Origin of the sequence: Streptomyces sp. NPDC086554 (assembly GCF_040686095.1) — a bacterium.
In the GTDB taxonomy this organism is placed as follows: Bacteria; Actinomycetota; Actinomycetes; order Streptomycetales; family Streptomycetaceae; genus Streptomyces.
This window is the reverse complement of sequence record NZ_JBFBJK010000009.1, coordinates 30,071-55,799: the sequence shown is the minus strand read 5'-3', so window position 1 is coordinate 55,799 and position 25,729 is coordinate 30,071. Positions and strand designations below refer to the sequence as shown.

Below are 25,729 nucleotides of genomic sequence, written 5' to 3'. Positions count from 1 at the left end.
TCGGCGATGGGCTGAGCTGTCATGCCTGGGCTGCTGTCGCGGCGGGGATGTCGACGCGGGCGGCCCTGCGGGCCGGCCAGAGCGACGCGAGCAGCGCGCCTGCCAGGGCGATCAGGATGGTGAGGGCGAGGCGGCCCCAGGGCAGGACCAACTCGTAGCCCACGACGTTCTCTTGGAGGGTGTGTCCGAGCGCCCAGCCGAGGAAGGCGCCCATGACCGTGCCGATGCTCGCGCCGAGCGTGCCGAGAAGCAGGGCTTCCAGGCGGATCATCCGGGTCACTCCGGCGCGGTCCAGACCGAGGGCGCGCAGCGTGCCGAGCTCCTGGCGGCGTTCGAGGACGGACATGGCGAGGGTGTTGGCGATGCCCAGTGAGGCGATCACCAGGGCCATGCTCAACAGGGCGTAGAAGACGTTGAGTTGGTCGCCGATGCCACGGCTGTCCTCGGCGCGGATCTCTGTCTGGTCGAGGATGCTCAGCGTGGGGTTGTCGCCGAGGGCGTGGGTGACGCCTGCGAGCGCGGCACGGCTGGGTCCGCCGTCGGTGGCGACGAGGATACCGGCGGTGCTCGGGGTGGAGTCGTAGCGGGCGACGAGGGAGCCGGGTGCGGTGATGCTGGGCATCAGGTCGCTCTGCTCGTCCGCCTGGTAGATGGCGCCGATGGTGACGCTGCCGCGCTGGTCGTTATGCCTCTCCAGAGGCAGGGTCTGCCCGACGTGCCAGCCCGCCTCTTCGGCCTTGAAGTGGGCCACGGCGATCTGGCCCTTGGCAAGGCTGTCGAGGGAGCCTTCGACCACGTCGTACCGCAGCAGTTTGCCGATGGTGGCGGGGTCGACGCCGGTCAGGACGGACTCGCTGCCGCCCAGGCGGTATCCGGTGGACTGGTTGAGCGGGCTGTACGTGGCGCCGGCCAGCTTCTTCAGGGGCGCGGCGGTGGTGGGGGTCATCCGCTGGCCGCCCACGGACTTCACCACGTAGTCGGCGCTGAGGGCCTGGGTGGTGGCGCGGTCGAGGTACTGGGTGGCGGAGGCGCCCAGGACGGACAGGCCCGAGGCGAGGGTGACGGCGATGGCGAGCGCGGCGGCGGTGGCGCCGGTGCGGCGCGGGTCGCGCACGGTGTTGCGTACGGCGAGGTCGCCGTGCACCGGGGCCAGGCGGGTCAGCAGCGGACGGAACAGGGCGACGACCGGCCGGGACAGCAGCGGGATGAGGCCGATCATCCCGGTCAGGGCGAGGGCCGCGCCGAGGCCGATGACGGTCCGGGCGTCCTTCCCTGGGGTGAGGGCTCCGTACGCGATGGCGGCGGTGCCGGTGAGCACCAGTGCGCCACCGAGGCCGGTACGCAGGGAGCCGGGGCGTGCGGGGGCCGTGTGCTCGGCGGCGCTGAGCGCGGCGACGGGCGGGATGGCCATGGCCCGGCGGATCGGGAGCCATGCGGCGACCATGGGCAGAAGGGTGCCGACCAACATGGAGATGATCACGGTGGTCGGGGTGAGGACGAGCGGGGCGGCCGGGGTGTCGGCGAAGAGCGTCTGGAGCAGGGCGGCGACCCCGGTGCCGACGGCGAGGCCGGCCACGGAGGCGACCGCGCCGACGAGGAGGGACTCGGTGAGCAGGATGCGCCGCACCTGCTTGCGGGTGGCTCCGACGGCCCGCATCAGGGCCAGCTCCCTGGTGCGCCGGGCGACCAGCATGGTGAAGGTGTTGGAGATGAGGAAGGTGGCGACGAACAGGGCGACCGCGGCGAAACCGACCAGGATCTGGCTCATGGTGCTGGTGCCGCTGGTGGCGAGGTTCGCCTTGAGCTGGGCGAGCCGGGCCCCGGTGACCGCGCTGGTGCCCTTGGGCAGCACCGATTCGACGCGGCTGAGGAGCTGCGTCACATCAGTGCCGGGTGTGGCCGTGAGTTCGATGTTCGTGTAGTGGCCGGGTTCGAGGAAGAGCTTCTGAGCGGTGGTGCCGGCGAACAGTGTCAGGCTGCCCCCGTCGGGGAGCTTGGCCCCGTCGGTGCGGAAGATGCCGCTGAGGGTGTAGGAGGCGGCGCCCTTGTCCGTGCCGACGCGCACGGTGTCCCCGACGCGGTAGCCGCCCTTGGCGGCGGTGGCCTTGTCGAGGGCGATCGTGTGGTTGCCGGTCGGTCCTGAACCCTCGGTGAAGCGGTACGCGGGGTCCTTGCCGTCCGCCGCCGGGGCGAAGTTGCCGCCCAGGGCGTCCTTGCCGTTGCCGAGGGGCTTGCCGTCGCGGCCCGCGACGGCGGCGAAGCCGTCGACCCGGCCCGCGGCGGCGACGACGCCGGGGAGCTTGGCCAGAGCGGTCGCGGTGCGGGCCTCGATGTCGGCCGATCGGCCGCCGTCCGCGGGGTCGGCATCGGCGGAGACGTTGACGGCGATGCGCTCGTAGCCGTCGGTCGCCTTGGCGGTGGCGGCCTGATTCAGGCTGTCGCCGTAGACGAGGCTGCCGGTGATGAAGGTGACGCCCAGCATGACCGCGAATGCGGTCATCAGCAGGCGGGCCTTGTGCGCGAACACATTGCGCAGGGCGGTACGGAACATGGGGTACGGATCCTGGGAGGCGGGCTCGACGGAGGCGAGCGGGTGGCTGGCTGGTGCGGTGCCGCGTACGAGCTGGTCGTCAGCCGGTGCGGTGCCGGCGTACGAGCTGGTGTCGTCAGCTGGTGCGCGAGCGGGTGTCGACTTCCTTCATCCGGTCCAGGACCCGGTCCGGGGTGGGCTGTGCCATCTCGTCGACCAGGCGGCCGTCGGAGAGGAAGACCACGCGGTCCGCGTAGCCGGCGGCGACCGGGTCGTGGGTGACCATGACCACGGTCTGGCCCAGCTCGCGCACCGAGTCGCGCAGGAAGCCGAGGACCTCGGCTCCGGCGCGGGAGTCGAGGTTGCCGGTGGGCTCGTCGCCGAAGATGATCGCGGGCTGTGGGGCCAGGGCACGGGCCACCGCTACGCGCTGCTGCTGCCCGCCGGACAGCTGCGCGGGCCGGTGGTCGAGGCGCTGGGAGAGGCCGACCATGGAGATCACGCGGTCCAGCCACTGCTGGTCGGGGCGACGACCGGCGATGGTCAGCGGCAGCGTGATGTTCTCCAGGGCGGTCAGCGTCGGCAGCAGGTTGAACGCCTGGAAGACAAAGCCGATCCGGTCGCGGCGCAGCGCGGTGAGCTGCCGGTCGCCCAGCGTGCTCAGTTCGGTGGTGCCGACGCGCACCGATCCGGAGCTTGGCGAGTCGAGCCCGGCGGCGCAGTGCATCAGGGTGGACTTGCCGCAGCCCGACGGACCCATGATCGCGGTGAACTCGCCCTCCCGGAAGGCGATGCTGACCCGGTCCAGGGCGACTGCACGGGTGTCGCCGCTGCCATAGACCTTCGACAGGTCGGTGGTGGCGGCCGCGATCCCGGTTGTCGTCGTACGCAGCTCGTGCGGGGCAAGGGAGTTGGCGGTCACGGGGGACTCCTCTTCGGGTGCGGAAGGTGCACTTCGAAGGGTGTCCGGGGAACGTATCGGGGTCTGGGCCGCCGTGTATCGGCGTCCGCTTCGCTGCGTATCGGTTCTGTAGTAGGGCCGGGCGGTCAGTTCGGCAGGCGCAGGGTGGCGGTGGCGCCGCCGTCCGGGGCGTTGTCCAGGTGCAGTTCGGCGCCGAGCAGGCTGGCCTGGCCCAGGGCGATGGTCAGGCCCAGGCCGTGTCCCGAGCCGCGCTCGGTCGCGCCCGTGTGGAAGCGGCGCGGTCCTTCGCGCAGCAGGTCCGGGGGGAAGCCGGGGCCGTGGTCGCGCACGACGACGGTACGGCCCTCGACGGTGACCTGTACCGGGGTGGCCCCATGCCGGTGGGCGTTGATGACGAGGTTGCTGACGATCCGTTCGAGGCGGCGCGGGTCGGTCTCCACGGTCTGCGCGGCCTCTTCGCGCTGTGCGTCGGCGTCGGTGACCTCGGTGACCTCGGTGACTTCGGTGTCGAGGCCGGTGCGCGCCACAGCCTCGGACACGACCGCGCCGAGCGGCACACGGGCGCGGACCGGCTGTTCGGCGCCGGCGTCGAGCCGGGAGATCTCCAGGAGGTCCTCGACCAGGCCGCGCAGGTCGCGCACCCGGGCCCGGAGCAGTTCCTCCGTCTCACCGGGCGGCAGCAGGTCGGCGGCGGCCAGCAGACCGCCGACGGGCGTGCGCAGCTCGTGGGCCACGTCCGCGGTGAACTGCCGCTCGGTGCGCAGCCGTCGACTGAGGCTGTCCGCCATGAGGTCGACGGTGGCGGCGATGTCCGCCACTTCGTCGCGGCCCTTGGTGGGTCCGGTGCGGGCATCCAGGTCCCCGGCGGAGATCCGCCCCGCGGTCTCGGAGACCCGCCGCAGCCGACGACCAAGGAGCCCGGCTCCGTAGACCGCCAGGGGCACGGCCGCCGCGAGGGCGATCAGCGAGGCCACCACCATGACCGCGTCGAGCCGGCGCAGCGTGTGGAGCTCCGAGCTCATGTTGACCCGGACGGCCAGCACCCGGCTGCCGGGACCGCCGACCCGCTGGGCGCCCCAGACGCTCGGGCCCATGTTCCCGTCGACGCGCCTGTCGTAGGCCGTGTGCCGATTGCTGTCGGCCGGGTGCCGCAGTGCGGCGGGCAGCTCGGCCGGATCGAGCTCGGCGCCGTCGGTGAGGGTTCCGGTGCGCCGGTAGGTGTCCATGGCCGCGTACACGCTGTTGACGGCCTGCCCTTCCGCCCGGTCCCTGATGTCCTGCGCGGTCCACAGATGCACGAGCACGCCCACCGCCACCGCGACCAGGCAAGCCGTGGCCGCGGCAAGACCCGCGATCTTCCAGCGCAGGGACGCGCGGGCCGGATGCAGCCGGTGGAACGGATGCACCGGCCTCAGCGCCTGAGCTTGTAGCCGAAGCCGCGGACCGTCTCGATCCGGTCCCGGCCCAGCTTCCGGCGCAGCCGCTGCACACACAGGTCCACGACCCGGCTGTCGCCGTCCCAGCCGTACTCCCACACGTCCCGCAGCAGGGTGTGCCGCTCAAGGACGATGCCCGGGTGGGCGGCGAACTTCAGGAGCAGCTTCAGCTCGGTCGGGGTCAGCGCCACCGGGCTTCCCGAGACGGCCACCTCCAGGCCGCCGGTGTCGATGGTCAGGTCCCCGAAGACCAGCACATCCTCCTCAACCGGTGGCAGCTCGTCGCCCCTGGCCCGCCCGGGTTCCGGTGCGGGTGGTGCGTAGGTCGCCCGCCGCAGCAGCGACCGGATGCGGGCCACGAGCACGCCGGTCTCCACGGGCTTGACCACATAGTCGTCCGCCCCGGCCTCCAGGCCGGCGACGACATCGAGCCCGTCGCCGCGAGCGGACATCATCAAGACCGGTACCAGACTGGTCTCCCGGACTCTGCGGCACAGACCGATCCCGTCCAGACCTGGCAGCATCACGTCCAGAATCAGCAGGTCGAAGCTCTCCTCGCGGAAGAGCTCGAGGCCCGCGAGACCGTCGGCCGCGGCCACCATCTCGTAGCCGTAACGCTCCAGGGCGACCGTGAAGGACCGGCGCATCAGGTCGTCGTCCTCCACCAGCAACACGCGGACAGGGCGCGAAGAGGCCGGAGCCGGGGCGGACGAGGACACGGGCGGATCACTCCTGCTCAGACAGTTCAGGCGGTTCAGGTGAGGCATCGGTCCCGTACGCACTGAACGCGCGATCGGCGACCTGAAAGGAACGATAAGGCAGAGACCGGCCCCGGCAACGGCCTCCCTTCGCCGTGGCCGGGCTCACCGACCGATTCGATGGGCAATGAAGCGTTCCCTGATACCCGCCCGATACAAAACCCGAGTTCAGTCCGACCGGATGACCGTCAGCGCCGCGAGCACCGCGACGGTCCCCCCGAGAGTCATGGCCACGGTGGTGGACACCGCGTCCACCACCGCCCCGCCCGCCAACGCGCCGAACGCGAACGTCGCCTGGAACGACGACGTGAACAGCACGGACGCCGCTTCGGGCGCGCCCGGTGCCGCCGTCACGAACCACGTCTGCGAACAGACCGGCACCGCGCCGTACGCGACGCCCCAGACCAGGAGCAGTACGAACGCACCCGCCTTCCCCGTGCCAAGTACCGGCAGCAGCAGCGTGGCGGCGGCGAGAAGCGACGCGGCAACCGTGAACGTGCCGCGCAGCTCACGCCGCACCCACGCCCCCGCGAGGAAGTTGCCAAGGATGCCCGCGACGCCGTACGCCAGCAGGAAGACGGTGATGAGCCGGGGGCCTGCGTGCGTCACGTCCGCCAGGAACGGTGTGACGTAGGTGTACGTACCGAAGTGGGCTGTCACGATGAGGAACGTGGCCAGCAGGCCGACCCGCACGCGAGCCGTACCCAGCAGGTCCCGCAGCACGGTGAGCCGGGTGACCCGCTCCGGCGGCAGGGGCGGTACGGACACGACCAGCGCGACGAATACGGCCAGTGTCAATGCGCCCATCGCGATGAACACCGTCCGCCAGCCCGCGAGTTGACCCAGCAACGTCCCCGCAGGAACCCCCAGCACGGAACCCAGCGGTACGGCGGAGAAGATCACGGCGGTCGCCCGCCCGGCCTGCGCCTCGGGGACCAGGCGGGCGGCGAGTCCGGCGCCGATGGACCAGAAGGCGCCGATGACGAGTCCGACGAGGACGCGGGAGACCAGCATCAGCCAGTACCCGGGCGCGATCGCGGCGAGGAAGTTCGCGAGGGCCAGCACCAGCATCAGGGCGCAGAGCATGCGCCGCCGGTCGACGCGTCCCGTCGTGACCGTCACGGTGGGGGCGGCGACGGCGGCGAGGATGCCGGGCAGGGTCATCATCAGGCCCGACGTGCCGTCCGAGAGGGCGAAGGTGTCGCCGATGGGCGTCAGGAGGCCGATCGGCAGGATCTCGGTGGTGACGATGCAGAAGATCCCCATCGTCACGGAGAGGACAGCGGGCCAGCCGTTGAGCGGAGGGCGGCGCCCGGCAGCACTGCCGGGCGCGGACGGGGACGTAGAAGAAGGCGTAGACGCGGGTGCGGGCATGACCCCGAGTTCATCAGCTCCGACCGGACGCGGTCTGGCATGAATTCGACGTCAATGTCCCGCACCCGTTACGTCAGTGGGCCCCCGCTGCCGAAGACCCTTCGCGCACCCTCTGTTCAGCTATTTCTCCCCCGGCCTCCATCGGCGCCGTCACATCGTCGTCGTCCTTGCGGCCGCCGATGTGGTTGAAGACCAGGTTCAGGAGCACCGCGGCGACACAGCCCGTGGAGATGCCCGAGTCGAGGATGATCTTCGCGGTCTCCGGGAACGCGTGGTAGAACTCCGGCGCCGCGATCGGGATCAGGCCGACGGCCAGCGAGACGGCGACGATCAGGACGTTGTTGTCCTTCTCCAGGTTCGCCTTGACCAGCGTCTGGATGCCGCTCGCCGCGACCGAGCCGAACAGCACGATGCCCGCGCCGCCGAGCACCGGGCGGGGCACGACCGCGATGAGCGACGCCGCCATCGGGCACAGGCCCATCAGGACCAGGAAGCCGCCGCCCGCCGCGACGACGTACCGGCTGCGGATCTTGGTCATCGCGACCAGGCCGATGTTCTGCGCGAAGGCGCTGCACATGAAGCCGTTGAAGAGCGGGCTGATCGCCGAGCCGAGGGTGTCGGCGCGCAGACCGGCGGCGATGGTCTTCTCGTCCGCGGGGCGGTCCACGATCTCGCCCAGGGCCAGCATGTCGGCCGTCGACTCCGTCATCGAGACGACCATCACGACGCACAGGGAGACGATCGCTGCCGCCGCGAACTGCGGGGCGCCGAAGTGGAACGGCGTCGGGAAGCCGACGATGTCCGCGTCACCGACCGGGCTGAAGTCCGTGACGCCGAAGGGGATCGCGACGAGCGTGCCGATGACCAGGCCGAGGAGCACGGCGATCTGCTTGACGAAACCCGTCGTGAAGCGGCGCAGGAGCAGGACGATCACCAGGGTGATGCCTGCCAGGCCGAGGTTCTTCATCGAGCCGTAGTCGGGGGCGTCCGGCACCGGGCCCTGGGCCCAGCCGAAGGCCACCGGCATGAGTGAGATGCCGATGAGGGTGATGACGGTGCCGGTGACCACCGGCGGGAAGAAGCGGACCATCTTCGAGAAGAAGGGGGCCGCTATGAAGCCGAGGAGGCCCGCCACGATCACCGCGCCGAAGATGATGGGGAGCGCGTCGTCCTTGTCCTTGGTCGAGTCGACGACCGCGAGCATGGGGGCGACACCGGCGAACGTGACGCCGTTGACGAAGGGAAGGCGGGCGCCGATCTTCCAGATGCCGAGCGTCTGGAGGAAGGTCGCGAGTCCGGCGGTGAAGAGACAGGCGCCGGTCAGGAACGTGAGTTCCTTGGCGGAGAGGCCGATCGCCGCGCCGACGATCAGGGGCGGGGCGACGACACCCGCGTACATGGCGGCCACGTGCTGAAGGCCGGTGGTCGCCATCTTCAGGGGTGGGAGCTTCTCGTCGACGGGGTGTATTCGCCCTTCGTCGGAGTCTGGGTCAGGGGTGGTGCCTTGCTTGGTGAACCTGGGCTGAGTGGCCACTGTGGCTCCTCCGGTTGTTTTCCAGTTCCGGCGGGCCGCCGGCGCTTTTCGCTTCTGGGAGGTGGTGCGTGGTGCAAGGACTTGCTCGATGTGAAGTTGTGGGTGGTGCGCCCAGGTAGTACTGACCGCCCCGGGAACGTGAAGCTTTGGGCCACGTTCCGGGGCGGCACTTGAACAGCCCGCTCGGCTGCTCAAGTCCGGTCAAGGGCCGTCCCCCCTGACCGGAGTTCCAGGTGTCAGCTCTCGGCGGAGATCCGCGCGAGGCGCTGCGCCTCCTCCCGCGTGGAGCGGGCGATGGCGTCCTCGTCGACGTGAAGGAGGCGGCCGTTCTCGACCACCGGCTTTCCGTTGACGAGGGAGAGTGTGACCGGGGCCGCCGCGCCGAAGACGATGGCGGTCACCGGGTCGGCGATCGAGGAGTGCCCGATGCCGTCGATCTTCCAGAGGACCAGGTCGGCGAGCTTGCCCGCCTCCAGGGAGCCGATCTGCGTGGCGCGGCCCAGGACCTGGGCGCCGCCGTACGTGCCGAGGCGCAGCGCCTGACGTGCGTTCAGGGCGGCTTCGCGGTGCGCGCCGAGGCGGTTGATCAGGAGCGCGTTGCGCAGTTCGGTGTGGAGCTCGCCCGACTCGTTGGAGGCGGTGCCGTCGACGCCGAGGCCGACGGGGACGCCCGCCTTCAGCATGTCGGGTACGCGGGCGATGCCTGCCGCGAGGCGGGCGTTGGAGGACGGGCAGTGCGCGACGCCCGTGCCGGTACGGGCGAAGGCCGCGATGTCGGAGTCGTTCATGTGGACGCAGTGCGCCATCCACACGTCCTCACCGAGCCAGCCCGTCGACTCGAAGTAGTCGGTCGGACCCATGCCGAAGAGCTCGTGGCAGAACTTCTCCTCCTCGACCGTCTCGCTGCCGTGGGTGTGCAGACGTACACCCAGGCGGCGGGCCAACTCGGCGCCCTGCTTCATGAGTTCGGTGGAGACCGAGAACGGCGAGCAGGGGGCGACGGCCACCTGCGTCATCGCGTCGAAGGACGCGTCGTGGTGCTTCTTGACGGTCTCCTCGGTGGCGGCGAGGGCGCCTTCGAGGGTCTCGACGGCGAAGTCCGGCGGCAGGCCGCCGTCCTTGACGCTGCGGTCCATGGAGCCGCGGGCGAGGGTGAAGCGGACACCCATCTCGGAGGCGGCACGGATGATCGAGCCCGACAGGTCGCCGGAGCCCTGCGGGAAGACGTAGTGGTGGTCCATCGCGGTGGTGACACCGCCGCGGGCCATCATCCCGAGGGAGCCCTGCGCGGCCGCGTACGTCATCTGCTCGTCGATGCGCGCCCACGTCGGGTAGAGCGCCACCAGCCAGTTGAAGAGGTTGTGGTCCGTGGCAAGGCCGCGGGTGATCCACTGGTAGAAGTGGTGGTGCGTGTTGACCAGGCCGGGCGTGATGAGGTGGCCGGTCGCGTCGACACGGCGTACGACGTTCTCCAGTCCCTCGGGGGCCTTGCCGGCGCCGATGGACTCGATCTTGTTGCCCGCGACGACGACGTACCCCGAGGCGTACTCGGTGTCACTGGCGTCGACCGTCGCGATCGCGGCGTTCTCGATGACGATGCGCTCTACGGCGCCTTCGGGGGTTGCCGGTGCTGCCATGGTGCGTCTTCCTTCATTGGTGAGTGGCGATGTGGGCACGGCATGACCCTAGGAAGATTTGAGTGCCGCGGCGGTGGAGCCACGGGTGCCGAGATGGTGGAAGAACAGATTGAGCGAGACCGCGACGAGCGCGCCCGCGCTGATGCCGGAGCCGAGCACGGTCTGCGCCCAGGCCGGGAAATCGGCGTAGAAGGTGGGCGCGGCGAGCGGGATGATGCCCGCTCCGAGCGCGACGGCCACCAGGATGATGTTGGAGCTGTCGTCCAGGCCCGCCTCGGAGAGCGTGCGGATGCCGCTGACGGCGATGGAGCCGAAGAGGACGATGCCCGCGCCGCCGAGCACCGGCATGGGGACCACGTTGACGACCGCGCCGAGCACCGGGAAGGCGCCGAGCACGATGAGCGCGCCGCCCGCGACGGCCACGACATAGCGGCTGCGTACACGTGTCAGGGAGACGACGCCGACGTTCTGCGCGAAGGCCGAGGTCGGGAAGCCGCCGAAGACGGGTCCTACGAGGGTCGCGATGCCGTCGGTGCGCAGGCCGCGGGTGATGGTCTTCCCGTCCGTCCTGCGGTCGCAGATCTCGCCGAGGGCGAGCATCCCGGCCGCCGACTCGGTCATCAGGACCAGCATCACGATGCAGAGCGAGAGGATCGCGGCGGGCTGGAAGGTGGGGGCGCCCGCGGCGAACGGGGTGGGCAGCGCGGCGAGCGGCGCCGACTGTACGGAGCTGAAGTCGGCCATCCCGAACGGGATCGCGGCGAGCGTTCCGATGAACATGCCTGCCAGCAGGGCGACTTGCTTGAGGAAGCCGCGTCCGAAGCGCTGGAAGAGCAGGATCACGACGAGCGTGAAAGCGGCGAGCGCGAGGTACTTCATGTCGCCGAAGGTCGGGTCCGTGTCGTCGCCGCCCTGCGCCCACTTCACGGGCACGGGCATCAGCGTGACGCCGATGAGCGTGATGACGACGCCGGTGACGAGCGGCGGGAAGAAGCGGAGCAGCCTGCCGAAGAAGGGGCCGATCGCGAGGCAGAAGACGCCCGCGACCATCACCGCGCCGTAGATCGCGGGGAGTTGGTCGCCTTTGGCGTTGGTCTCGGCGATGGCGAGGATGGGCGCGATGCCGGCCGACGACGCGGCGTTGACGAAGGGGAGCCGGTTGCCGACGAAGCCCTTGACGCCGAGGGTCTGCAGGATGGTGGCGAGCCCTGCGATGAGCAGCCCTGCCGCGATGAGCCGGGTCTGGGCCACGGTGTCCAGGCCGCAGGCCTGACCGATGATCAGCGGCGGAGTGACGACACCCGCGTACATGGCGGCGATGTGCTGGAGCGCGGCGGGGAACAGCCGCGAGGGGTGAAGCTTTTCATCCACAGGGTGGCAGGCGGCAGTTGACTCGCCGTCGGCCATGTCCGATGGGGTGGAACACGGGCCTTTCACCGGCCCCGATGCAGGCTGTGCCATTGCTGCTGTTCCCTCCGGTGTGGCGCGCCCCCGCTCATGGCGGTGAGGTGGGGGCGCGCGTCCCGCGTCAGAGGTTGGTCATGTCGACCGGGATCTTCGGCTGGACGCCGTCCCTGAGAACCGTGGCCTCGATCAGGCCGTAGGGGCGGTCAGCCGCGAAGTAGACCTCGTTGTCGTTCTTCAGCCCGAAGGGCTCGAGGTCCACCAGGAAGTGGTGGTTGTTCGGCAGCGAGAAGCGGATCTCGTCGATCTCGCTCCGGCTGTTGATGACGCGCGAACCCATTTGGTAGAGGGTCTGCTGCAGCGAGAGGGAGTACGTCTCGGCGAAGGCCTGCAGGATGTGCTTCTTGGCCTGCTCGTACGACTTCTCCCAGTTGGGCATCCGGTCCGCGTCGCTGGTCCAGTTGTAACGCCAGGCGGTCGACACGTCGGTGCACAGGATGCGGTCGTACGCCTCCTTCAGCGTCGTGTACTTGTCCTTGACGTAGCCCCAGAACTCCGAGTTGGTGGAGTTCATGACCGTGAGGTCCTTGAGCCCGGAGATGATCTCCCAGTTCTCACCGTCGAAGGTGATCTGGGAGGTGCGCAGCTCCTGGCCCTTGCGGGCGAAGGAGTGGTTGACCTCGTCCGAGCCGATGAACTTGGAGTTGTTGTCCGAGGTCGCGATGCGCTCCCAGGAGTACTCCTCGATCCGGATCCGAGCGCGGTGGATCGGCTCCTGCGACGTCACGAAGTGACGGGCGAGGTGGATGCCGAACTGCTCGGCGGACTCGATGCCGTGCTCCTTGGCGAACGCGAACACCGTGTTCTTGGTGGTGTCGGTCGGCAGGACGTTGGCGTTGGAGCCCGAGTAGTGCACGTCGTCCATGTCGCCGGAGAGGGCGACCGAGACGTTCAGGTCCTTGATGTGGTGGGTGTCGCCGTCCCGCGTGATCTTGACGACGCGGTTCTCTGCTTTGCCGTACTGGTTCTGGCCGAGAATCGTGGGCATGTCTGCTAGCTCCCTCGGTAAACGGAGTAGCCGAACGGGTTGAGCAGCAGCGGTACGTGATAGTGCTCGCCCGGCGTGACGGCGAATGTGATCGCCACCTCCGGGAAGAACGCACCGCTGTCCCTTACGCGGGGGGCGTCCTGCTGCGCCTCGGCTTGCTTCTTGTCGAAGTACGCCTCGACCTCGAAGTCGAGTCGTACGTGGGTGGTGCCCTCCGGCAGCGCCGGGAGGTCCTTGCAGCGCCCGTCCGCGTCGGTCGCGGACCCGCCGAGCGTCACCCACTCTGCGTCCCGGCCGCTGCGGGCCGTGAGCGTGATGGCGACACCCTCTGCGGGGCGTCCGACGCTGGTGTCCAGGATGTGCGTGGACACTGAACTACTGGGCAAGGCCCCGGTTTCCGTGCTCATGCGTTCTCTTCCTCTGCTTCCTCGACGAGGCGGGTCAGCCGGATGCGGTTGATCTTGCCAAGCTCGGTGCGCACGATGTCGCGCTCCCGCTCGGCGGTGTTGCCGATCCGGGTCTTGACCGCATCGCGCATCTGCTCACCGGTCGCCCCGGTGGCGCAGATCAGAAAGACATGACCGAACTTCTCCTGGTAGGCCAGGTTCAGTTCGAGCATTTCGGCCTTGAGCTCTTCGGAGGCCCCCGCCATGCCCCGCTGTTCGCGGGACGAGGTGGGGTCGCCGGGCTTCGGGCGGCCGATCGGCGGGTGCCCCGCCATCGCCTCGGCCAGATCCTTGTCGGTCAGTTCGGCCGTGGCGGCGTCACTGGCGGCGAAGAGGGCTTCGACGGTGGAGAAGGGGCGCTGGGAGAGCAAAGTGCTTCCCCAGGCCGAAGAGGCACAGACCTCGTGGAGGGCGGTGGTGGCCGCACTCTCCGTCAAGGCGTTGAACCGGGCGAGACCCGGTGTCGTACTCGAAGTCACGGGGAGCCTCCGTGGCCTTGTGCTGGACGGGCTGCGGATAGCTAACGCCAGCTGAAACACCACGTCAACACTTTGTTGAAAACTTCGCGTTACAGAAAACCGCCGTCCGGTATCCGGACGGCGGCCTCGGTAGTAGACCTCACGGGGTCGATGACCTGGGATTCCTCGAAGCGCTGGGGCTCAGGTTGAGCGGTTCAAGTAGTTGTAGACGGTGAAACGGCTGACGCCGAGCGCGCCGGCCACCGTCTCCACGCCATGCCGCACGGCGAAGGCGCCACGCGCCTCGAGTATCCGTACGACCTCCTGCTTGGCCTTGCGGTCGAGCTCGGACAGCGGCATGCCCCGCTTGCGCTCCAGGGCCAGCAGGATGTGGTCGAGGGAGTCCGCGAGCTGCGGAAGGCGTACGGCGACGACGTCCTGCCCCTCCCAGGCGAGCACGACGTCGTCGGTGCCCGCCTGGCCGGGCGGCACCATCTCGCCGCCCATGGCGTCCACGAGCGGCTTGACGGCGGCTACGAAGGGGTCGTGGTCGTCTCTGGACCCGGTCATTCGGCGGCCTCCCCCGACTCTCCGAGCACGTTCACCTGGAGCGAGACGCGGGTGGCGCCCGCCGCCAGGGCCTTGCGCAGCAGGGCGTCGACGGCGGTCAGGACCTCGTCGGCACCACCCTCCGCGGTATTGCCGAACGGACCCACGTCCACGGCGTCGAGATCGGCTCCCTGAATGACCTCGCGGGCCACCACCGCATGGGGCGGGGCCTCGTCCAGGTCGAACGGTTCGGTCGTGAACTCCACTCGCAATCGCACGGGCCCAACCTACTGCCGTGTTTCCGATTTCCGGGAGGCCCCTCTTGACAAGGGCGGAGCCTCGACGGCAATCTTCCATCAGACAGAAATTAACTTCCGCAATACGGAAGGAGCGCGGAAGCCCCATGGGATACTCCGACCAGCGCTTCAATGTGAACCTGTCGATCCTCTTCACGGAACTCCCGCTCCTGGAGCGCCCCGCGGCCGCCGCCGCGGCGGGCTTCACGGCGGTCGAGCTGTGGTGGCCCTGGGTCGACGCCCCCACCCCCGAGCAGTCCGAGCTCGACGCCCTGCGGGCCGCGATCACGGACGCCGGCGTACAGCTGGTGGGCCTGAACTTCTACGCCGGGCAGCTGCCGGGCCCCGACCGGGGCGCGCTGTCGATCCCCGGCGAGGAGAGCGAGAAGTTCCGTGCGAACCTCTCGGTGGCCGCGGACTTCGCCCAGTCGCTTGGCTGCAAGGCGCTGAACGCGCTGTACGGCAACCGGGTGGAGGGTGTGGACCCCGCCGTCCAGGACGAACTCGCCCTGGAGAACCTGGCGTTGGCGGCGCGGGAGGCTTCTCGCGTGGGCGCGGTGCTGCTGATCGAGGCCTTGAACAAGCCTGAGTCGCCGCTCTGCCCGATCGTCAGTGCGCCTGCGGCGATCGCCGTGGTGGACAAGGTGAATGCCCTTACCGGGCTCGGTAACGCGAAGTTCCTCATGGACCTGTATCACCTGTCCATGAACGGTGAGGACCTGCCTGCCGTCATTGATCAGTACGTTGCCCAGACCGGGCATGTGCAGATCGCGGACAACCCTGGCCGTGGGGCCCCGGGGACGGGGTCGCTGCCGCTGGAGGAGCTCCTTGATCAGCTCCGTAAGGGCGGTTACGAGGGGTATGTCGGGCTGGAGTACAAGGCTGGCGACCGTCCTAGCTCTGAGGCCTTCGGCTGGCTCGCCGTCTCGGACTAGGCCGCCGCTTCGCGGCGGATCTTTCCCGCCCACCCACCCGAGCACCCCGCAGCCCGTTCATCTGTACTCAGAAAGGCTCCACCATGAGCAACCTTCCCAAGATCGCGTGGATCGGACTCGGCATCATGGGGTCCCCCATGTCCGAGAACCTGATCAAGGCTGGTTACTCCGTCACCGGCTTCACCCTTGAGCAGGACAAGCTGGACCGGCTCAGCGCCGCCGGCGGCACCGCCGCCGCGTCGATCGCCGAGGCCGTCAAGGACGCCGACGTCGTGATCACGATGGTGCCCGCCTCTCCGCAGGTCGAGGCCATCGCGTACGGCGAGAACGGCATCCTGGAGAACGCGAAGTCCGGCGCGCTGATCGTCGACATGTCGTCGATCACCCCGCAGACCTCCGTGGACCTGGCCAAGGCCGCCAAGGAGAAGGGTCTGCGCGTCCTGGACGCCCCCGTCTCCGGTGGCGAGGCCGGTGCCATCGAGGCCGTACTGTCGATCATGGTCGGTGGCGAGAAGGCCGACTTCGACGAGGCCAAGCCGATCCTCGACGCCCTCGGCAAGACCATCGTGCTGTGCGGTCCGCACGGCTCGGGTCAGACCGTGAAGGCCGCCAACCAGCTGATCGTCGCCGTGAACATCCAGGCGTGCGCCGAGGCCGTGGTCTTCCTGGAGAAGTCGGGCGTGGACCTGACCGCCGCGCTCGACGTCCTGAACGGGGGGCTTGCGGGCTCGACCGTACTGACCCGCAAGAAGGACAACTTCCTGAACCGCGACTTCAAGCCCGGTTTCCGGATCGACCTGCACCACAAGGACATGGGCATCGTCACCGACGCCGCCCGCAATGTCGGCGCCGCGCTTCCCGTCGGCGCCGTGGTCGCCCAGCTGGTCGCCTCCCTGCGCGCGCAGGGCGACGGCGGCCTCGACCACTCCGCCCTGCTGCGCGCCGTCGAGCGCCTGTCGGGCGCCGAGCTCTAAGAGCTCAACCGAACTTCCGGGCCGTGGCGGCGCTGACACCTGTCCTGTCGCGCCCAGGCGTCGCCACGGCCCGGAACCATAACCTCAACTTCAACAAACTGTTGACGTAGCTGTTCAGGCGTACTTACGCTCGCGTCACCTCAGCAGTTGTCACCTCAGCAGTTCCCGCACGGAAGGCCCACCCGACACATGTCGAAGCGCGTGCTTACGACCGAGTCCGGCGCTCCTGTCGCCGACAACCAGAACTCCGCCACCGCCGGCGTCGGTGGCCCGCTTCTCCTCCAGGACCAGCACCTGCTCGAGAAGCTCGCCCGCTTCAACCGGGAGCGCATCCCGGAGCGCGTGGTGCACGCGCGCGGTTCCGGCGCGTACGGCTACTTCGAGGTGACGGACGACGTCACCGCGTACACCTCGGCCGACTTCCTGAACACCGTAGGCAAGCGCACCGAGACGTTCCTGCGCTTCTCCACGGTGGCCGACAACCTCGGTGGCGCGGACGCGGTCCGTGACCCGCGCGGCTTCGCGCTGAAGTTCTACACCGAGGACGGGAACTACGACCTCGTCGGCAACAACACCCCGGTGTTCTTCATCAAGGACCCGATCAAGTTCCCCGACTTCATCCACTCCCAGAAGCGCGACCCGTTCACGGGCAAGCAGGAGGCGGACAACGTCTGGGACTTCTGGGCGCACGCCCCCGAGGCGACGCACCAGATCACCTGGCTGATGGGCGACCGCGGCATCCCCGCCTCGTACCGCCACATGAACGGCTACGGCTCGCACACCTACCAGTGGACGAACGCCCAGGGTGAGGCCTTCTTCGTCAAGTACCACTTCAAGACGAACCAGGGCATCCGCAGCCTCTCCTCGGAGCAGGGCGCCGAGATCGCGGGCAAGGACCCGAACTCGCACCAGACGGACCTGCTCCAGGCCATCGAGCGCGGCGTGAACCCGTCCTGGACGCTGCACGTGCAGATCATGCCGGCGGCTGAGGCTGCGGAGTACCGCTTCAACCCGTTCGACCTCACCAAGGTGTGGCCGCACAAGGACTACCCGCTGCGGCGCGTGGGCCGCCTGGTCCTGGACCGCAACCCCGACAACGTGTTCGCGGAGGTGGAGCAGGCAGCCTTCTCCCCGAACAACTTCGTCCCGGGCATCGGTCCTTCGCCGGACAAGATGCTCCAGGGCCGTCTGTTCGCCTACGCGGACGCGCACCGCTACCGCCTGGGCGTCAACCACACCCAGCTCGCGGTGAACGCCCCGAAGGCGACCAAGGCCGACAACTACGGCCGCGACGGTCTGATGGCGTCCAACGCGTACGGCCGCGACCGCAAGAACTACGAGCCCAACTCGTACGACGGTCCCGCCGAGACGGGCCAGGCCCTGTCGGCCCCGCTGGCCATCAACGGCCACACGGGCACGCACGAGGCCCCGGCCCACACCAAGGACGACGACTTCTTCCAGGCGGGCGAGCTGTACCGCCTGATGTCGGAGGACGAGAAGTCGCGTCTGGTGGCGAACATCGCCGGCGGCCTGTCCCAGGTCTCCCGCGACGACGTCATCGAGAAGAACTTGGCCCACTTCCACGCCGCCGACGCCGACTACGGCAAGCGCGTGGAGGAGGCGGTCCGCGCCCTGCGCGATGACTAGAACTCCCCAGCTGCGTCAGGGGGATGACGGGAGGTCATTCCCCTGACGCGACGCCCGCACCGTCACGGACCCGGATGAGGGGTGGTCCCGTGGTACGCGGGCAGTCCGCGGTGGCTCTGCGAGCCAGTGCGGTGGTAAAGGTCAGGCGGCTCCCTTCTCGACCTGAGGGAAGGAAGCCCGTCCGTCCATTCGCAGCCACCGCGGACCAAAGACTCCGTCCGGCAGCGCGTATGCATGTTCCGCCAGTCGCGCGCGGTCGGACGGCTACAACTCCTCAGCTGAGCGCCGGGTCAGGGACGGTCCCCTGACCCGGCGCTCTTTGCGTGCGCGGGCTTTGGCGGATCGTGGGGTGCGTCTTCGTCTGCGGGCGCGTCGTGGTTACTCGCGCAGTTCCCCGCGCCCCTAAAGGGGCGCTCGCCTCGGGCCCCGTAAGGGGCGCGGGGAACTGCGCGACAAGCCACGACGCACCCGCGGGTACCAGCGAGACCCCCGCCTCAACGGACCTTCTCGCCCAACCCCAGCTGCGCAACCATCCGTTCAAGCCGCGCAGCCCTCGTACCCGGCGTCTTCGCCGTCATCAGGCGGTGCAGGACCACATAGCGCTCGGACTTCGTGAGGCCGTCGAAGGTCTCGCGAGCCACCCGGCTCGCATCCAACGCCGCCGCCAAGTCGTCCGGGACCGTAGCCGTGGCCTGCGACTCGTAGGCCGCCGCCCAACGACCGTCCGCCTGCGCCAAGGCGACCTCCGCAAGCCCTGGTTCGCGCATGCGGCCCTCCGCGGACAACTCCGCGACCCGGTCGACATTGACCTTCGACCACAGGCTGCCCCGCCGGCGAGGCGTGATCTTCTGCAGGTAGTAGATGTCGTCGTACGACTTGCGATGGCCGGTGATCCAGCCGTAGCAGAGCGCCGCGTCGTTGACCTCCGCGGCCGTCACCGAGGCCACCCCCGAACCCTTCTTGGCGAGCTTTACCCAGACCCCCGGAGAGCCGTCGTGATGGCCGTCCAGCCAGGCCTCCAACTCGGCCAGGTCCGCACAGGTCATGACCTTCAGATCAGCGAGCGATTCCATCCGCACAAGATAATTCCCGCCTACGACAAAGGGGCGGTCCACCCTCCACGGGTGGACCGCCCCTGTCACCGCTCAGCGCAGCGTCACATCACACCTTCAGCGGCCGGATGGCCGTCGGCGCGTGGCCCGGCTCCGTGGCGAGCTCCTCGAACTCCTTGACCGCGCTGATGTCGGCCGTGGGGCTCATGGCGATGTTGGTGATGCGCTCCAGGATCGCCTCGACGACGACCGGGACCTGGTGCTCCTGGGCCAGCTTCTTGGCCTGCTCGAAGGCCGCGGCAAGGTCGTTCGGGTCGGTGACCCGGATCGCCTTGCAGCCCAGGCCCTCGGCGACCTTGACGTGGTCGACGCCGTAGACGCCCAGCTCGGGGCTGTTCTGGTTCTCGAACTCCAGGTTGACCTGGAAGTTGATCTCCAGGCCGATCTGCGCCTGACGGATCAGGCCCAGGTAGGCGTTGTTGACCAGGACGTGGACGTACGGGATGCGGTGCTGCGCGCCGACCGCCAGCTCCTCGATCATGAACTGGAAGTCGTAGTCGCCGGAGAGGGCGACGACCGGGGTGTCCGGGTCGGCCTTGGCGACGCCGAGCGCGGCCGGGATGGTCCAGCCGAGCGGGCCCGCCTGGCCGCAGTTGATCCAGTGGCGCGGCTTGTAGACGTGCAGCATCTGGGCGCCCGCGATCTGCGAGAGGCCGATGGTGGTGACGTACCGCGTCTCCGGGCCGAAGGCCTTGTTCATCTCCTCGTAGACGCGCTGCGGCTTCATGGGGATGTTGTCGAAGTGCGTACGGCGCTGGAGGGTTTCCTTGCGCTCCAGGTGGGAGGCGACCCACTCGGAGCGGTCGGGGAGCTTGCCCGCGGCCTTGAGCTCCTTGGCGACCTCGACGAAGAGCTCAAGGGCGACCTTGGCGTCGGACGCGATGCCGTAGTCCGGGGCGAAGATCTTGCCGATCTGGGTCGGCTCGATGTCGACGTGCACGAACTTGCGGCCCTGGGTGTAGACGTCCAGCTTGTAGCCGGTGTGGCGGTTGGCCCAGCGGTTGCCGATGCCGAGGACGAAGTCCGACTCCAGGAACGTGGCGTTGCCGTAGCGGTGGCCGGTCTGCTGGCCGACCATGCCGGCGTTCAGGTCGTGGTCGTCGGGGATGGTGCCCCAGCCCATCAGGGTCGGCACGACCGGGGTGTTGGTGATCTCGGCGAACTCGACCAGGAGATCGGAGGCGTCGGCGTTGATGATGCCGCCGCCGGCGACGATCAGCGGACGCTCGGACTCGAGGAGCAGGCCGATCGCCTTCTCGATCTGGGCGCGGGTCGCGGACGGCTTGTAGACCGGCAGCGGCTCGTACGTGTCCGGGTCGAACTCGATCTCCGTCTGCTGGACGTCGATGGGCAGGTCGATCAGGACCGGGCCGGGACGGCCCGAGCGCATCAGGTGGAAGGCCTGCTGGAAGATGCCGGGGACCTGCGCGGCCTCCAGGACCGTGACGGCCATCTTGGTGACCGACGTGGCGATCGTCGCGATGTCGACGGCCTGGAAGTCCTCCTTGTGGAGCAGGTGCGTCGGCGCCTGGCCCGTGATGCAGAGGATCGGGATCGAGTCGCCGGTCGCCGAGTACAGGCCGGTGATCATGTCGGTGCCCGCCGGGCCCGACGTGCCGATGCAGACACCGATGTTGCCCGGGTTGGCCCGCGTGTAGCCCTCGGCCATGTGCGAGGCGCCTTCGACGTGGCGGGCGAGCGTGTGGTCGATGCCACCGCCCTCCTTGAGCGCCTTGTAGAAGGGGTTGATCGCGGCGCCCGGCACACCGAACGCGTTGACGACGCCTTCGCGCTTGAGGATCTCAACTGCCGCGCGGGCAGCGGTCATACGAGCCATGGGGTTCTCCTGCTTCGACAACAGCTTCGACAGCTTCGGCGGCCTCGCGGCCGACGGATACGGCTGGCGGTTTCGGCTCCCGTCGCGCCCCGCGGTGAGCTTCTGTTTCCGCATTGTGGAAATTATGTTCTGCTATATGGAAGCAATGTAGGGGGGTGTGACGGAGACCGTCAAGAGACATCCGGGAACCGGGCCGCTCGGCGCCGCGTCCCAGTCGGTGGATTCGGGCCACACCATCGGGGGGCGAGCGTGGCCGCATCACCGGAACGCTTTGGCTGCTGGACGACCGGACCGCTCCTGGGGCAGGGCGCCATGGGCAGAGTCCATGTGGCGCACGACGGCGCGGGCCGCACGGTCGCGCTCAAGGTCGTGCACCGCTTTCTCGCCGGGGACGAGGAGTTCCGGGCCCGCTTCGCGCGCGAGATAGCCGCGCTCGGCGCGGTCCGCGGCCCGTGGACCGCGGCGCTCGTGGACGCGGACCCCGGCGCCGCCGTGCCCTGGCTCGCCACGGAGTACGTGCCGGGGCCCACGCTGGCCGCGCGGGTGCGCGAGGGCGGTCCGCTCCCGATCTCCGAGTTACGTTCCCTCGCGGGCGCCCTGGCCGGAGCGCTCAGCACCATCCACCGCACCGGGCTCGTACACCGCGACCTCAAGCCGTCGAACGTGCTCCTCTCCCCCACCGGACCCCGCGTCATCGACTTCGGCATCGCGCGGGCCACGGACGGCACCCGGCTCACCGCGAGCGGCGCGACGCCCGGCACCGCGGGGTACGCGGCCCCGGAGCACCTCACCCAGGGCGTCTCCACGCCCGCCGCCGACGTCTTCTCGCTCGGCGCGGTCCTCGCCTTCGCCGCGACCGGCCGCGCCCCCTTCGGCAGCGGCCCATCCGACGCGGTCGGCTACCGCACCGTGCACGCCGAGCCGGACCTCGCGGGCGTCCCGGAGGAGCTCCTTCCGCTGATCTCCGCCTGCCTCGCCAAGACCCCGGCGGCCCGCCCGGCCCCGCGCACCGCCGCCCGCATGGCGGGGCTTCCGCTGCCGGGCAGCAGGCGCCGGGCATTCACCGTGGCGGGCACGCTGCTCGCCGTGGCGGGGGTGGTGGCGGGGCTGCTGCTCGTGCCGGGCGAGGAGAGCGGGGGTGAGGGCGGGAGCGGGGCCGGGGGCTCGGGGTCCGGCGGCTCGGCGGGCGGGGCGCGGCCCGACGGCGACAAGATCCCGAAGCGGCTCGGCAAGGTCACCGAGGCTCTGGGGCCGCGCGAGATGCGGCCGCTCGGCGACCCCGTGAGCCCGCTCGGCGGCGTACCCCTGGACGGATCGTGGTCGGAGGAGTGGGCCCAGCGGCCCGAGCCGCCGGCCGCCGGTGAAGGCAGCAACACGTCCAAGGACCGGCAGCAGCTGGTCGGCGTCTGGCTCACGGACAAGGCCCTGATCCGGGCGAACGAGGACGCGGTGCGCGCCTTCGAGCCGTCCACCGGAAAGGTCCTGTGGACGGCGAAGCCGCCGAAGCCGGGGCTCAAACCGTGCGCGATGTCGCGGACCGCCACCGACGACGGCAGCCGCGGCGCCGTCGTCTACGGCCCCGACCCGGACTTCAAGAAGGGCTGCGACCAGCTGGCCGTGCTCGACCTGGCGAACGGCGACGTCGCCTGGTCGAAGTCCTTGACCGTACGGAATCCGCCCGCGCCCAAGGCATGGACGCGGGTCGGCATCGCGGGCGACACCGTCGTCGTCCTGTCCGCCGCCGACGAAGCCGGGTACGCGGTCGGCGACGGTGAACGGCGTTGGCGGCGGCCCTACTTCGCCAAAGGCTGCGTACTCCAGACCGCCCTGGTGGGCCGGGCCACCGTCGCCGAGTCGGCCACGTGCGGCGAGGACGAGCAACGGCGCGTCCGCGTAAGGGAGATCGACGCGAAGGACGGCTCCGTACGCTGGGTCACCCGGCTTCCCGAGGACGTGACCGGGATGACGCTGGCCACCGCGGAGCCGGTGTCGGCGATGCTCTTCGTCGAGGACTCCAAGAACCTGCCCCTGCAGACCTTCGACGCCAAGGGCCGGCCGGGGAAGCCGCTCGCCAACAAGCAGTCCTTCGGGACCGTCACCACCAGCGGTTTCGGGTCCGCGTACGACGGGCCGCAGGGCTGGCGCGGTGTCGTCGTCACCGAGTACTACAACAAGAAGGGCTTCGGGGTGCTCGCCGTCGACGCGGCCACCGGCAAGGTGCGCTGGCGGCACCCCTACACCGACGCGACGAGCGCCATGGTCCTCGGCGTGGACGACCGCGGGGTCCTCGTGGTCGACGGGGACGAGGGCAAGGGATTCAGCCGCGAGGTCCGGCTCCAGCGGCTCGACCTGGCCGACGGGGACGTCACGTCCGGGGGCACGATCGGGGACGCCCGTGACTTCGGCGGCGGGGCGACGGTCGTGGTCCATGACGGCCGGGCCGCCGTGTTCAGCATCCTGGACGAGGACGAGGGCCCGATCGTCATCGGCAGCACGGACGGCACGGGGTGACCGCGCCGGTGAACGGCCCCGGGGACGGCGGGCGTTGGGTCGGCGGCTACGAGCTGACGCGGCGGCTCGGCTCGGGCGGCATGGGCGAGGTGTATCTGGGGCGGGACCGCGAGGGACGGCAGGCCGCCGTCAAACTGGTGCACGCCGAGCTGGCCGACGATCCCGAGTTCCGGGCCCGGTTCCGGCAGGAAGTAACCGCCGCAGAGCGGGTGTTGAGCTACTTCACGGTGCCGGTGGTGGGCGCCGACCCGGAGGGCGATCCGCCGTGGCTCGCCACGAGTTACGTCGCGGGCCCCTCGCTCGGCGAGGCGGTCGCGCAGGGCGGGCCGCTGCCCGACGACCGGCTCTGCACGCTGGCCGCCGCGCTCGGCGAGGCGCTCGTCGTCATCCACGGCGCGGGCATCGTGCACCGTGACCTCAAGCCGTCGAACGTCCTGCTCACCGACGACGGCCCTCGTGTCATCGACTTCGGCATCGCACGCGCCGCCGACGCCACCGCGCTGACCGGTACGGGCATGATGATCGGCACCTTCGGCTACGCGTCGCCCGAGCAACTCACCGGCTCCGCACAGGTGGAGGCCGCATCCGACGTGTTCTCGCTCGGCGCGGTGCTCCTTTTCGCGGCGACCGGGCGGCATCCGTTCGGCGAGGGCCCCGGAGCCACGATCGCGTACCGGACCGTGCACGAGGACGCGGACACCGCCGGTGTCACCGGGCCGCTGCTGCCCCTCGTCCGCGCATGTCTGGCGAAGGAGCCGGGGCGGCGGCCCACGCCCCGCGAGGTGATCGCGGCGGCGCGGGCCGCGCAGTCGGCCCTCGCGCCGTGGGACGGCTCCCCCGAGCCGACCTCCTACCGCCTGGCCCCGCCCCCGCCGCGGCCCGCTCCCCCGCCGCCGGTGACCCCGCCGCGGCGCCGACGCCCGTGGTGGCCGGTGGGCGCGGCGGCCGCCGTGCTCGCGGTGCTCGCGGCGGTGTTCGTGCCGCGGCTCCTGGACGACGACGGAGGCCGCACCCCGCAAGGGAAGGAGCCCGGCGGCGGCGCGTCGAGCAGCTCACCTCCCGCCTCCTCCGCCAAGCCGCCGAACAAGAGCGCGCGCACCGCGCCCGCCGGACCCGGCAGCGACGTACCGCCGGCGGCGCAGGCGGTGGGCGTACGCGAGAAGACGTGGACGGCCGACGTCCCCGGCAGTGACGACGAGCGCATCCTGCTCGGTGGCTGGCTGCACAAGGGGACGGCCGTACGCGTCGATTGGCTCGGCGCGCGCGGCTACGACGCGGCTGTCGGCGACGAGCTGTGGAACGTCAAACCCCCCGACAATCTGCGGACTTGCTCGGCATCGAAGGGCCCGAGCGCGACGTCCGGCGGCATCGGCGCGCTCAGCTTCGGCAAGGACCCGAACCGCCAGGACAAGTGCACACGGGTCGGCGCCGTCGACACCGGCAGCGGAAAGCTCCTGTGGCACAAGGACCTCGGCGCGTCGCGCGGCGCGGGGATCACGCTGGGCATGACGGGCCGGGCGCTCGTCGCGTCGGGCGAGCGCGGGGTCGTCGGCCTGGACCGCCGCACCGGCAAGGAGCTGTGGCACTACACGGATGGCATCGACAACTGCACTCTCTTCATCGCGACGGTGAGCCGGCGCACGGTCGTCCTCCTCCAGACATGCTCCGGCGGCGAAGGCGTGGCCACGAGCGCCAACACCGTGCGCGAACTGGACGCCGCCACCGGCGAGGTGCGCTGGACACACCGACTGCCGGCCAATGTCACCGAGCCGCGGGTGCTGACCACCGAGCCGGTGGCCGTCTCCCTTGGACGGGGCGGCGACGGCAGCAAGAACTCGTTGCTGGTCCTCGACCTCAAGGGGCGCGCGCACCACGAGGTCGCGAGGAACGGTCCGTACGGCGAACTCGACCTGGTCCGGGGCGAGGACGACGGCAGCATGCTGTCCGAGGGCGACGTGGTGACCGCGCAGACGACGGGCCTGTCCGGCAAGCAGGCCGAACTCGTCGTGATCGACACGGGCACGGGCAAGATCCGCCTCCACGAGCCGCTGCCGTTCGGCAGCATGACGCTGCTCTCGCTGGGCGACGGCAAGGTGACCGGCATGGTCGAGTACAGCTCCCCCGACGAACCGACCCACATCGTGCGCTTCGACCTCGACGACGGCTCGACCGACGGGGACGGCACGCTGCCGTACGTGGCGGCGATGGACGGAATCGGCGATGTGGTGGCGGCGAGCGGGCGGCAGGTGGTCGTCTTCACGTCCAGCTCGAAGTCGCGGATCGGGGCGGTGGGATTTGGCTGACGTACCGTCAATCTTCTG

At 70.0% G+C, this 25,729-nt stretch carries 20 protein-coding genes; 5 read left to right on the top strand and 15 right to left on the bottom strand.

Annotated elements, in window-relative coordinates; genetic code table 11:
* Nucleotides 1-19 precede the first annotated feature (19 nt).
* The 13 genes from AB0O76_RS16480 to AB0O76_RS16420 all read right to left on the bottom strand — a co-directional run bounded on the left by AB0O76_RS16480 (nt 20) and on the right by AB0O76_RS16420 (nt 14,374).
* Entirely contained in the window at nt 20-2,551 is a 2,532-nt protein-coding gene (locus AB0O76_RS16480; RefSeq protein WP_365490820.1) for an FtsX-like permease family protein, read from the bottom strand.
* 115 nt (nt 2,552-2,666) lie between these two features.
* A complete protein-coding gene (locus AB0O76_RS16475) occupies nt 2,667-3,422 on the bottom strand; it encodes an ABC transporter ATP-binding protein (protein ID WP_365491548.1) in 756 nt (251 codons plus the stop codon).
* Between the two features lie 155 nt (nt 3,423-3,577).
* A complete protein-coding gene (locus AB0O76_RS16470) occupies nt 3,578-4,858 on the bottom strand; it encodes a HAMP domain-containing sensor histidine kinase (RefSeq protein ID WP_365490817.1) in 1,281 nt (426 codons plus the stop codon).
* Nucleotides 4,859-4,863: 5 nt separating this feature from the next.
* Nucleotides 4,864-5,607, bottom strand: a complete 744-nt coding sequence (cseB, locus tag AB0O76_RS16465; RefSeq protein WP_365490814.1) for a two-component system response regulator CseB — start codon at nt 5,605-5,607, stop codon at nt 4,864-4,866.
* 207 nt (nt 5,608-5,814) lie between these two features.
* Entirely contained in the window at nt 5,815-7,020 is a 1,206-nt protein-coding gene (locus AB0O76_RS16460; protein ID WP_365490811.1) for an MFS transporter, read from the bottom strand.
* A 73-nt stretch (nt 7,021-7,093) separates the two neighbouring features.
* Nucleotides 7,094-8,452, bottom strand: coding sequence for a nucleobase:cation symporter-2 family protein (locus AB0O76_RS16455; RefSeq protein ID WP_365491545.1), 1,359 nt, complete (start codon nt 8,450-8,452; stop codon nt 7,094-7,096).
* Nucleotides 8,453-8,790: 338 nt separating this feature from the next.
* The gene (locus AB0O76_RS16450; RefSeq protein WP_365490808.1) at nt 8,791-10,191 is read right to left on the bottom strand and encodes an 8-oxoguanine deaminase; all 1,401 of its coding nucleotides are present in this window, start codon (nt 10,189-10,191) and stop codon (nt 8,791-8,793) included.
* Nucleotides 10,192-10,239: 48 nt separating this feature from the next.
* Nucleotides 10,240-11,652: a nucleobase:cation symporter-2 family protein gene (locus AB0O76_RS16445; RefSeq protein ID WP_365490805.1), complete on the bottom strand. Its 1,413-nt coding sequence runs from the start codon at nt 11,650-11,652 to the stop codon at nt 10,240-10,242.
* A 67-nt stretch (nt 11,653-11,719) separates the two neighbouring features.
* Nucleotides 11,720-12,643 carry a factor-independent urate hydroxylase gene (gene pucL, locus AB0O76_RS16440; protein ID WP_365490802.1) on the bottom strand — a complete coding sequence of 308 codons (924 nt, stop codon included), beginning with the start codon at nt 12,641-12,643 and terminating at the stop codon, nt 11,720-11,722.
* 5 nt (nt 12,644-12,648) lie between these two features.
* Nucleotides 12,649-13,050, bottom strand: coding sequence for a hydroxyisourate hydrolase (gene uraH / locus AB0O76_RS16435; protein WP_365490799.1), 402 nt, complete (start codon nt 13,048-13,050; stop codon nt 12,649-12,651).
* On the bottom strand, nt 13,047-13,568 hold the full coding sequence (gene uraD / locus AB0O76_RS16430) for a 2-oxo-4-hydroxy-4-carboxy-5-ureidoimidazoline decarboxylase (protein ID WP_365490796.1): 522 nt from the start codon (nt 13,566-13,568) through the stop codon (nt 13,047-13,049). Before uraD ends, uraH begins: the two co-directional genes overlap by 4 nt.
* A 180-nt stretch (nt 13,569-13,748) precedes the next feature.
* The gene (locus AB0O76_RS16425) at nt 13,749-14,117 is read right to left on the bottom strand and encodes a helix-turn-helix domain-containing protein (RefSeq protein WP_365490793.1); all 369 of its coding nucleotides are present in this window, start codon (nt 14,115-14,117) and stop codon (nt 13,749-13,751) included.
* A complete protein-coding gene (locus tag AB0O76_RS16420; protein WP_365490790.1) occupies nt 14,114-14,374 on the bottom strand; it encodes a hypothetical protein in 261 nt (86 codons plus the stop codon). Before AB0O76_RS16420 ends, AB0O76_RS16425 begins: the two co-directional genes overlap by 4 nt.
* Nucleotides 14,375-14,499: 125 nt before the next feature.
* Here AB0O76_RS16420 and AB0O76_RS16415 point away from each other — a divergent pair, with 125 nt between their 5' ends.
* From AB0O76_RS16415 to AB0O76_RS16405, 3 genes are all read left to right on the top strand, one after another.
* Nucleotides 14,500-15,327 (top strand): TIM barrel protein, encoded by an 828-nt coding sequence (locus AB0O76_RS16415; protein ID WP_365490787.1) that lies wholly within the window; start codon nt 14,500-14,502, stop codon nt 15,325-15,327.
* A gap of 83 nt (nt 15,328-15,410) precedes the next feature.
* A complete protein-coding gene (locus tag AB0O76_RS16410) occupies nt 15,411-16,301 on the top strand; it encodes a 2-hydroxy-3-oxopropionate reductase (RefSeq protein WP_365490784.1) in 891 nt (296 codons plus the stop codon).
* Nucleotides 16,302-16,490: 189 nt separating this feature from the next.
* Nucleotides 16,491-17,948: a catalase gene (locus tag AB0O76_RS16405; protein ID WP_365490781.1), complete on the top strand. Its 1,458-nt coding sequence runs from the start codon at nt 16,491-16,493 to the stop codon at nt 17,946-17,948.
* Nucleotides 17,949-18,442: 494 nt separating this feature from the next.
* Here AB0O76_RS16405 and AB0O76_RS16400 read toward each other — a convergent pair whose 3' ends face one another.
* Nucleotides 18,443-19,021, bottom strand: a complete 579-nt coding sequence (locus AB0O76_RS16400) for a YdeI/OmpD-associated family protein (protein WP_365490778.1) — start codon at nt 19,019-19,021, stop codon at nt 18,443-18,445.
* Nucleotides 19,022-19,109: 88 nt separating this feature from the next.
* Nucleotides 19,110-20,897 carry a glyoxylate carboligase gene (gene gcl, locus AB0O76_RS16395; RefSeq protein ID WP_365491542.1) on the bottom strand — a complete coding sequence of 596 codons (1,788 nt, stop codon included), beginning with the start codon at nt 20,895-20,897 and terminating at the stop codon, nt 19,110-19,112.
* A 249-nt stretch (nt 20,898-21,146) separates the two neighbouring features.
* Here gcl and AB0O76_RS16390 point away from each other — a divergent pair, with 249 nt between their 5' ends.
* Both AB0O76_RS16390 and AB0O76_RS16385 read left to right on the top strand, forming a co-directional pair.
* Nucleotides 21,147-23,408: a protein kinase gene (locus AB0O76_RS16390; RefSeq protein WP_365490775.1), complete on the top strand. Its 2,262-nt coding sequence runs from the start codon at nt 21,147-21,149 to the stop codon at nt 23,406-23,408.
* On the top strand, nt 23,405-25,711 hold the full coding sequence (locus tag AB0O76_RS16385) for a protein kinase (RefSeq protein WP_365490772.1): 2,307 nt from the start codon (nt 23,405-23,407) through the stop codon (nt 25,709-25,711). The genes AB0O76_RS16390 and AB0O76_RS16385 overlap by 4 nt, the downstream gene beginning before the upstream one ends.
* Nucleotides 25,712-25,729: the final 18 nt, after the last annotated feature.